We start from the raw sequence: 9,320 nt of genomic DNA on the forward strand, positions 1-9,320 counted from the left end.
GGCCATAACAATCCGGCATGGCACTGATCCGAAGACGCTATTTGTGAGCCCGCTTTCACTGCCCCGATAATCCACATTACCGATACCGCCAGCCTGGGCGGCCGGTACCTCATCTGTGGTACCCCACCTTTCACTCTCGAATAAAACAACAAGAGGTTAAGAGTGAGCGTATACATCCATTTCTGCCGGCGCCAAGCGCCGCTGGCGGCTCTATGCTGCCTGCTCGCCACCCCGGCGGCTGCCCTGCAATTCCAGGCCGGCCCGCTCGAAGGCCGCTTCGATACGGCGCTTTCGTTCGGCACCGCCGTCAGTACAGCCAACCCCGACAAGCAACTGTTGCAGGCCGCCAACAGCAATGACGGCCGGCGGAACTACCGCTCGGGTGATGTGTTCTCGGCCATTTTCAAAGCAACCCATGACCTGGAACTGCAGCGGGACAACGTTGGGGTGTTTCTGCGCGGCACCTACTGGTATGACACGGTGCAACGCGACCACAGCCAGCGTGCTGTCGACATCGACGACCACAACCGCCAGGCATCGGCCAAAACCGCCGCAGCGGAACTGCTCGATGCGTTTGCCTATGCCCTCTACGACATCGACGGTGAGCCCGGCTCAGTGCGCCTTGGCAATCAGGTGGTGAACTGGGGCGAAAGCCTCTTCATTCAGGGTGGCCTGAACGTGATCAGCCCGTTCAATCAGGCCGCACTGCGCCGGCCAGGCTCGGAAGTCAAAGACGCGCTGGCGCCGGTCAGCCTGTTGTATGTCACGCAAAACATCAACCAGGCCCTGTCATTCGACGCCTTCTACCAACTGGACTGGGAGCAGACCCGGCTGGACAACTGTGCGACCTTCTTCTCCGGCAATGACTTCATGCCCGAGGGCTGCCAAGGCCTGGATGTCGGTGGGCAGATGGTCACCAACCCGGGGGTTTCCCAAGCGCTGGCGTCCATGGGCGTGACGCTGACAGATGAGGGCGTGCGCGTGCCGCGCGGGGCCGACCAGGATGCGCGCAATGGAGGCCAATGGGGTTTTGCCTTGCACTGGTATGTCCAGTCGCTGGATACCGAGTTTGGCCTGTTCGCGGCCAACTACCACAGCCGCTCTCCCTACCTGGGTACCGTCAGCAGCCGCTACTTCGCCAATACCGGTTTTGCCAGGGACTTGTGCGGCAACATTGGCGTGCCCCTGTCCGGCTGCGGTGCCTTCCTGGCTTCGAGCGCGGGGCAGACCTTGGCCGGCGCCCTGCGCATGGGAACCTCGCAGTACCTGGCGCAGTACCCTGAGGATATCCGGCTCTACGGCATCACCTTCGCCACCACCCTGCACAACGGTACCGCTGTGCAGGGGGAGTTGAGTCACCGCCCCAACCAGCCGGTGCAGCTCAACGGCAACGATGTACTGCAGTCGCTGCTCAACGCCCCGGGCCGCAGCCCGCTCAACGCCGAAGGCCTGCGCCCTTCGACCGACGATACGTTGTTCGACGGTTATCGACGCAAAGAGGTGACCCAGGCCCAAGTGTCGGCAGTGCAAGCGTTCAGCCAGGTCATGGGGGCCAACCAGCTGCTGTTGATGGGGGAGGTGGGCGCAACCTATGTGGGTGGGCTCGAGGGGCGTTTCGGGCCGCGCTATGGCCGCTCCGGGGCCTACGGCAACGGAGAGCTGGCCGACAACAGCCTTTGCCAGGCGATTTCGAAAAGCCCTGGCGACTGCAACGGCGAAGGGTTCGTCACGCCGTTTTCCTGGGGCTACCGCCTGCGCGCGACCTGGAGCTATCAGAACCTGGTCCCGGGCGTGGACATCCGTCCCAACCTGGCCTGGTCCCACGATGTGAAAGGCTATTCGCCTGCCGACGGCTCGGGCTTCAATGAAGGCTCGCGCTCGATCAGCCTGGGCGTCGACGTGGCGCTGGCCAGCAAGTACTGGGCAAGCCTTGCCTACACCGATTATCTCGATGGCGATTACGGCACCCGCGGCGACCGCGACTATGTGGCATTCAGCGTGGGCGCCAACTTCTAGACCAACCCAGGAGCAAGACAATGTCCAAACGCAGCATGCACGCTTCACCCGCCAACCTGCCGGCCATCGCTCTGATGCTGGCCAGTACACTTGCCCCGGGCATGGCCAGCAGCGCACCGGCAGAGCAGGGCGTGATGCAAGGGTTTCCACCCGCACCGCAGTTGCGCGTGAACCAGGCCAACGCGTTCCAGCCACCTTACCTGCGCTGGTCCATGCGCCACGCCCGCGAGGTTTCGCCGACCCGGGGCATCGGACGCGCTTCCACACCGTTAGCCTTGCCAGCAGGCACCGAGCTGCCACTGGACCAGGTGGCGTTCAATGCCGGCGAGCAGCCCCTGACGTTGGCGAGCTACCTGCAACAGACCAGCACCGACGGGCTTATCGTGCTGCACCGTGGCCAGGTGGTGTACGAGCGTTATCTGGAGGGCTTCCAACCCGGCCAGCCGCATATCTGGGCCTCGATGACCAAGTCGGTGACTGGCCTGATCGCCGCCCAACTGATCGCCGAAGGCACGCTGGACCCGCAACGTACACTGGCGCATTACGTGCCGGAACTCAGCGGCACGCCGTTTGGCGAGGCGACGGTGCAAGCCAACCTCGACATGCAGGTGGCTGTGGAGTACCCGCCGCAAGTGCCGCCGGACCTTGGGCTGTTTGCCGCTACCGGGTTGATACCTCGGGCCGAGGGCATGCCGGGGGATATCTACAGTTTCCTCCAGCACGCACGAAAGGCGTCCGGCTCAGGCGCCAAACCGTTGTTCTTCTACCAGAACGGCTCACCCGAAGCGTTGGCCTGGGCACTGCGGCGCATCACCGGGCTGAACTGGGCCCAACTGGTTGAACAACGTATCTGGTCACGCTTCGCCCAGGACGATGCCTATGTTCAAGTCGACCCGCTCGGTACCGAGATGGCCAGCGGCGGTATCAGCTGCAACCTGCGCGACAGCGCGCGCTTCGCCGAACGGGTGCGCCGTGAGCTGGCCCGTGACGTCAAGGATGACAGCTTCAACCAAGCGGTGCGCAGCACTTTCCAGCCCGCGGACCCGGCGTTGTTTGCCCAAGGCAACCTTGCCCCCGGCCGCCCGGGCTACGCTTATCGCAACTACTGGTTCCAGAAAAACGATGGCGACGGCTCAGTCGAGGCCAGCGGGCGCTTCGGCCAGAAAATCTATATCAACCCGCGCCGCGAAGTGGTGATCGTCAAGCTGTCGGCCACTGCCGACCAGGCCCGGCGCGCCACCCGTGCCGACGGTGAGGCGAAAGTCACTGCGCGCGTGGTGGACTCGCCGGCGACGTTCAACGGCATGGTCACTGCGGTGTTGGCGGCGCTGCCGGGTTGAGCGGTGTGGGGCGCCTGGCAAATCGTTATCATGCCTGCCATGTTGATGTGCTGTTCAACGCCCTATACCAGCTTCACTGCGCCGGAGATGCGACATGAACATTGATTGGATCAACTTCACACCCTGGAGTGCTTTGGGGGGAGGGGCCTTGATCGGGCTGGCCGCCAGCCTGTTCATTCTGGCCAATGGTCGCATCGCCGGCATCAGCGGCCTGCTTGCAGGTGTGATGCAATGGGGCAGTGAGGGCTGGGGCGAGAAGGCGCTGTTTCTTCTCGGCCTGCTGATCGCGCCATTGGTGTGGGGGCTGTTCGCCGTGCTGCCGGAAATCGAGATCGACACCTCGTGGCCGGCGTTGGTGATTGCCGGGCTGCTGGTTGGCCTTGGGACACGGTACGGCTCAGGCTGTACCAGTGGTCACGGCGTGTGTGGAGTCTCGCGCTTGTCACCCCGTTCAATCGTGGCCACGGTGTGCTTCATGGCCAGCGGTTTTGCGACCGTGTACGTCATCCGCCATGCGCTGGGGGCCTGAGAATGAGCAAGTTGACAGCTTTTTTCGCCGGCTTGATCTTTGGTCTTGGCCTGTTGTTGGCAGGCATGGCGAACCCCGCCAAGGTGTTGGCTTTTCTCGATGTGGCCGGGGCCTGGGATCCGTCACTCGCACTGGTGATGGCAGGGGCCATCGCGGTGGCGGCTGCTCCGCTGAACTGGGCACGCAAACACAAGCGGTCGTTGCTTGGCGCCCCCATGCAGATACCTGTGAAAAGGGAGCTGGACGCCCGCCTGATCGGTGGCAGCCTGGTGTTTGGCGTAGGCTGGGGCATTGCCGGCATCTGCCCGGGGCCTGCGGTCGCCATCTCGCTTACCGGGCACTGGCAGGTACTGGTATTCGTAGTGGCAATGCTGGCGGGGATGTATGCGTTCACTGTGCTGCAGGGGCGGCGTACGTCCTGATGGCAGGCTCGCCACCTGTTTGAATCGACTGAGTCATGAAAAGGAAGACAGGCAAATGGATATCCGTTGCACTTCACTGGGCGAAGTCCGCCAGTACATCGATGAAATAGACCGCTCTCTCGTTTCGCTTCTCGCCAAACGGGGAATGCTCGTGGCTCAGGCCGCGAGCTTCAAAAAAACCACCGACGACGTGCGTGCGCCTGCGCGGGTCGAAGAAGTCATCGACAAGGTCCGTGCAATGGCGGACGAAACCGGTGCCTCGGCAGAGGTTGTGGAACAGGTTTACCGTGCCATGATTTCTGCGTTCATTGCCCAGGAACTGGATACCCACGCCAAGCTTGTCACCCAAGGATCGGACTGTTAGTCAGGATCAAGGCAAGCAGCCTGACCTACCTCATCATGGTCTGAGTCACGTGGGTCAACTGGGCGATGTGTTCGTCATCGTTAAGCAGCGTGCCCAGTCGTTGATAATTTTGCGCGCGGGAACCTTTCTTGAGGCGCTCAGTCTGAGCCGAGCCCTTCAATTGGCATTACTGCCGACATCCCTCCTGAGCCGTTCGCCCATGCGCCACGCTGCCCGCTGCTCCGCCATTTTTTCGCTTTGCCTCATCCCCTTGCTCTCCCTGTTCGTCAGCCCCGTCCATGCCAGCGGGGAAAGGCAACTGGTAGAGGCCATCAACGACTACCGCGCCCAACCACAGCGCTGCGAGAGACGCCTGGTTCAGGTGTCGACGCCGCTGGTCCTAACGTCGAAGCTGGCGTTGCCTGCCGGCTATAGCGGTGGTTTGCGGGAAGGGTTGAAGGCTGTCGGCTACCAGGCGGTGAAGGTGCGGGCCATCCGCCTGGTCGGCGCCCGGGATGCCGAGGAGGCCTTTGACATGCTGCGCAGCGACTACTGCGCTGCCTTGCTCGATAGCCAGTTTGCCGATATTGGTATCAGTCGCGACCGGAACGTGTGGCGGGTAGTGTTGGCGCGCCCCTTGCTCGATGCCCAGCTCGGCAATGGTCAATCCGTTGGCAAAGCGTTGCTGGCACAGGTCAACGCAGCACGGTCGAAGCCGCGTCTGTGTGGCCGCCAGCGCTTCGCCGCTGCACGTCCGTTGGCCTGGAATACCGCCCTGGGCGCGGCTGCGCAGAGACACAGTCGGGCGATGGCCAACGCCAACTTCTTCGCGCACCGCGACCCCAACGGCGATCTACCGGCAGACCGGGCGCGCGATGCCGGGTACCGTGGACGACAGATCGGCGAGAATATTGCTGCCGGGCAGGGGGCTGCAAGCAAGGCGATGGCAGGCTGGCTGGCCAGTCCCGGGCATTGTGCCAATCTGATGAACCCGATGTTTACCCAGGTAGGTGCTGCTTTTGCCGCGAACTCGCGTAGCGATGAGGGTGTGTACTGGACGATGCTGTTCGGCGCGCCTTGAAAGAGCGCGCGCCCTGGGGGCAAATTCACCCCCGGTGGATGCTGCGGCCAGGATGATGGTTTAGGTCGCCATCACTTTGTCGATCGCCTGCTCGAGGGTGCTGACCGTGCGCTCGATATTGTGCAGTTTTTCGAGCCCGAACAGACCGATGCGGAAGGTCTGGAAATCGGCGGGCTCGTCGCATTGCAACGGTACCCCCGCGGCGATCTGTAGGCCGTGGTCGGCAAATTTCTTACCGGTCTTGATACCCGCATCGTCGGTGTAGCTCACCACTACGCCAGGGGCCTGAAAACCGGCAGCAGCCACGCTTTTGATGCCTTTGCGGGTCAACATGGTGCGCACCCGATCGCCCAGAGCCTGTTGTTCGCCGCGGACTTTATCGAAACCGTAGGCCTGCATCTCGTTCATCACGTCGTTGAATCGCGCGAGCGAGTCGCTAGGCATGGTCGCATGGTAGGCATGCCCGCCCTGTTCGTAGGCCTGCATGATCTGAAGCCACTTTTTCAGGTCGCAGGCAAAGCTGCTGCTACGCGTCTGCTCCACGCGCTCCAGGGCCAACGCGCTGAACATCACCAAGGCACAGCAAGGGGAGGCGCTCCAGCCTTTCTGCGGTGCGCTGATCAGCAAGTCCACTGCACATTTCTGCATATCAACCCAAAGCGTGCCGGAGGCGATGCAGTCCAGCACGAACAAGCCACCCACTTCATGCACGGCGTCGCCGACGGCCCGGACGTATTCGTCGGGCAGGATAATCCCTGATGAGGTTTCAACGTGGGGGGCGAAGACCATCTGCGGCTTCTGCGCCTTGATGGCTGCCAGGACTTCGTCAAGAGGTGGTGGGGCGTAAGCCGCTTGGCGACCCGTGTCTATCGGCCGGGCTTTCAGCACCGTTGTGGCTGCCGGAATGTTGCCCATCTCAAGGATCTGGCTCCAGCGATAACTGAACCAGCCGTTGCGTATCACCAAGCATTGCTGGCCGGTGGCAAACTGCCGTGCCACCGCTTCCATGCCGAATGTGCCGCTCCCTGGTACCACCGCAACAGCCTGGGCGTTGTAGACCTGTTTCAGGGTCTTGGAAATGTTTTTCATCACGCCTTGAAATGCCTGTGACATGTGATTGAGCGAGCGGTCGGTGTAGACCACCGAGTACTCGACCAGCCCCTCAGGATCAATACTGGGATAAAGCGTTGACATAGGTGACTCCTTTGGCATGGATGTCAGTGGTATCGACCCCGCCCCAAGCTTTGGCAGATGACAGGACGGGGCGGTACTGATGTGGCGTCAGTTAAACGGCAGTTACCACCATAGCTTGGGAAAGGCACATCGCGATGCGCTACGCTGTAATTCTTCAGGATTGAGGTCCCAGCATGGAATGTCACGTTCGTCCCGCCACGAGCAGAGATGCAGCAGCGATTAGCCGCGTAGTTCTAGCCGCCCTGCGTGAGTCAAATTCACAGGACTACCCGCCTGATGTGATCGCTAAGGATTAGCCCAGACTATCTATGCTCATCGCCTCGATCTGGGGCTGCAACTGCAACGCTTGCGCTCTTGGCGTGATGAAAGCTGGCAGCGTTGCCGCCGGCTGCTCCTGTTAGAGCGGTAGGCATTTACGGATGACGTTGGTATTGATGCCGTGGCTGGGGGCGAGACTGGAGTTCGCCGTACGCCTAACCGGTTACAGATGTCTGTTACGGGCCGACAGCAGTCGGTCGCGACTGACCGCTGTCGACCCAGGCTGTGTGAAAACGCAGTAAATACATCGAAAACTCAGAGTCGAGCTGACTGCCTGTGGAATCAGCACGCGAGAGCGCGAATAGCCTCACCCAGCGAAAAAGACGTTTGCAGCGCTATATGGGCCGCGTCAGCGGCCCATATAGCTGTTTGCGGGCCAGCAAACAGCGGGGTTTACGCCCTGATCGCCTCAAGTAACCCTGCGATGCCGAAGATGCTCATCATTCGTTTGAGGTTGTAGGCGAGCACGTGAAGGCTCATTTCGGTGCTTACCCTCGGCAGGGTTTTGGTCAGGAAGTGGGTACTTCCCATCCAGAATTTGAGCGTGCCAAAGGGATGCTCCACCGTCTGCCGGCGAACCTTCATCTTCCCCGGATCATGCTCCAATCGAATCTGCACTCCTTCGACTACGGCTTCATGCTCCCAGCGCTTTAATCGCCGCTCTTTACCGGTCGTACACTGCTTCTGCATCGAGCAGCTCTGGCATCCTGAAAACCAGTAGCAGTGCAGTAGCATGCCGTCTTCCACTGAGGAATGCCGGCGCGTCAGCAACTGACCCGCAGGGCATCGATATTCGTCCGAAGCAGCCATGTAGATGAAGTCCTGCTTGCCGAATCGGCCTTCCGCTTTGCTGCTCGATGTCAGTGGTTTAGGTACAAAGGTGGTGATGCCAGCTTGCTCGCAAGCAAGGATTTCCGGGCCTTTGTAATAGCCTCTATCAGCAACCACCGTCAGCGCCTCAGCACCGATTCCTTCCCGTGCCTGGTTAGCCATATTGCTCAGTTGCCCGCGATCATTACCAACGTTGGTCACCTCATGGGCAATGATCAGATGGTGTTTGTCGTCGACTGCTGTTTGTACGTTGTACCCAACTGTGCCGGAGCCTCGGCCGCTTGTGGCCATTGAACGGGCATCTGGATCGGTAAGTGAGATTTGCTGATCGGGACTGGCTTGAAGGTGCGCCTCGATGTCCTTGAGCTTTTGCATCTGCTGTTTCAGTTTTTCGACTTTGTCTTTCAACCGCTCAGTCTTGGCCTCGGCCACTTCCGGCGCTGCCCGATCCGCTGAATCCATTGCCGCTAGATAGCGGTCGATGCTCTGCTCGATCTGCCGCATGCGCGCCTTCACTTTGCCTTGAGTGAAATTGCGGTCGCGGTTATTCACGGCTTTGAATTTGCTGCCGTCGATGGCGATGATCGATTGGGAGAAGAGATTGAGGTTGCGGCAAAGTACAACGAACTGCCGGCAGACACTGCGAATGGCTTTACCATTGTCTCGGCGAAAGTCGGCAATCGTTTTGAAGTCAGGCGCCAATCGGCCTGTCAGCCACATCAGCTCGACATTACGCTCGGCCTCACGCTCAAGCCGGCGGCTGGACTGAATTCGGTTGAGATAGCCGTAGATGTAGATTTTTAGCAGCACTGCTGGATGGTAAGCCGGACGACCCGTTGCCGCAGGATCGACACCCTCGAACCCGAGTGTTCCAAGGTCGAGTTCATCGACAAAAACGTCGACTACCCGAACTGGGTTTTCTTCGGTGATGTAGTCGTCCAGGCACTCCGGCAGCAACGTGACTTGCGTCCGAGACTCACCTTCAATGAATCGCTTCATGATCGTCCCCGCCGCGATCTCGACGATCAGAAGGTTAGACAATCGCAGGCGTTTTCACACAGCCTGGGTCGACAGCTGCCGGTCGCAGACTGACTGCTATCGACGCGCTGTACCTGTGGGAGCCGCGCTTGCCGGCGATGGGCCGCGAAGCGGCCCCGGTTACAGATGTCCGCCATGGTCGGGCTGTTCAGCCCTTAGTGCATCATGCCCAGCTCGGCATCATCCATCAGTGCTTTGGCCAACGCAC

At 60.8% G+C, this 9,320-nt stretch carries 8 protein-coding genes and 1 pseudogene; 7 read left to right on the forward strand and 2 right to left on the reverse strand.

What is annotated here, in order from left to right; genetic code table 11:
- Positions 1 to 162: 162 nt before the first annotated feature.
- The 6 genes from BLX42_RS06385 to BLX42_RS06410 all read left to right on the forward strand — a co-directional run bounded on the left by BLX42_RS06385 (position 163) and on the right by BLX42_RS06410 (position 5,731).
- Positions 163 to 2,016: a DUF1302 domain-containing protein gene (locus BLX42_RS06385; protein WP_161871402.1), complete on the forward strand. Its 1,854-nt coding sequence runs from the start codon at positions 163 to 165 to the stop codon at positions 2,014 to 2,016.
- Positions 2,017 to 2,036: 20 nt separating this feature from the next.
- Positions 2,037 to 3,356, forward strand: coding sequence for a serine hydrolase (locus BLX42_RS06390; RefSeq protein ID WP_046785773.1), 1,320 nt, complete (start codon positions 2,037 to 2,039; stop codon positions 3,354 to 3,356).
- A 94-nt stretch (positions 3,357 to 3,450) separates the two neighbouring features.
- Positions 3,451 to 3,885, forward strand: a complete 435-nt coding sequence (locus tag BLX42_RS06395) for a YeeE/YedE family protein (RefSeq protein WP_046785774.1) — start codon at positions 3,451 to 3,453, stop codon at positions 3,883 to 3,885.
- Between the two features lie 2 nt (positions 3,886 to 3,887).
- The gene (locus tag BLX42_RS06400; RefSeq protein WP_046785775.1) at positions 3,888 to 4,307 is read left to right on the forward strand and encodes a DUF6691 family protein; all 420 of its coding nucleotides are present in this window, start codon (positions 3,888 to 3,890) and stop codon (positions 4,305 to 4,307) included.
- A gap of 55 nt (positions 4,308 to 4,362) precedes the next feature.
- The gene (locus BLX42_RS06405) at positions 4,363 to 4,671 is read left to right on the forward strand and encodes a chorismate mutase (RefSeq protein WP_161871403.1); all 309 of its coding nucleotides are present in this window, start codon (positions 4,363 to 4,365) and stop codon (positions 4,669 to 4,671) included.
- 199 nt (positions 4,672 to 4,870) lie between these two features.
- A complete protein-coding gene (locus BLX42_RS06410; RefSeq protein WP_161871406.1) occupies positions 4,871 to 5,731 on the forward strand; it encodes a CAP domain-containing protein in 861 nt (286 codons plus the stop codon).
- A 60-nt stretch (positions 5,732 to 5,791) separates the two neighbouring features.
- On the opposite strand, the gene BLX42_RS06415 is transcribed toward BLX42_RS06410, so the two are convergent.
- Positions 5,792 to 6,925: an aminotransferase class V-fold PLP-dependent enzyme gene (locus BLX42_RS06415; protein WP_161871404.1), complete on the reverse strand. Its 1,134-nt coding sequence runs from the start codon at positions 6,923 to 6,925 to the stop codon at positions 5,792 to 5,794.
- Between the two features lie 173 nt (positions 6,926 to 7,098).
- Here BLX42_RS06415 and BLX42_RS26830 point away from each other — a divergent pair.
- A pseudogene (locus BLX42_RS26830) lies at positions 7,099 to 7,215 on the forward strand (GNAT family N-acetyltransferase); the annotation flags it as partial.
- Positions 7,216 to 7,636: 421 nt separating this feature from the next.
- Here BLX42_RS26830 and BLX42_RS06425 read toward each other — a convergent pair.
- The gene (locus BLX42_RS06425) at positions 7,637 to 9,073 is read right to left on the reverse strand and encodes an IS1182 family transposase (RefSeq protein ID WP_161871405.1); all 1,437 of its coding nucleotides are present in this window, start codon (positions 9,071 to 9,073) and stop codon (positions 7,637 to 7,639) included.
- Positions 9,074 to 9,320 lie beyond the last annotated feature (247 nt).

It is taken from the genome of Pseudomonas sp. SG-MS2, from assembly GCF_009933855.1.
Classification (GTDB): domain Bacteria; phylum Pseudomonadota; class Gammaproteobacteria; order Pseudomonadales; family Pseudomonadaceae; genus Aquipseudomonas; species Aquipseudomonas putida_E.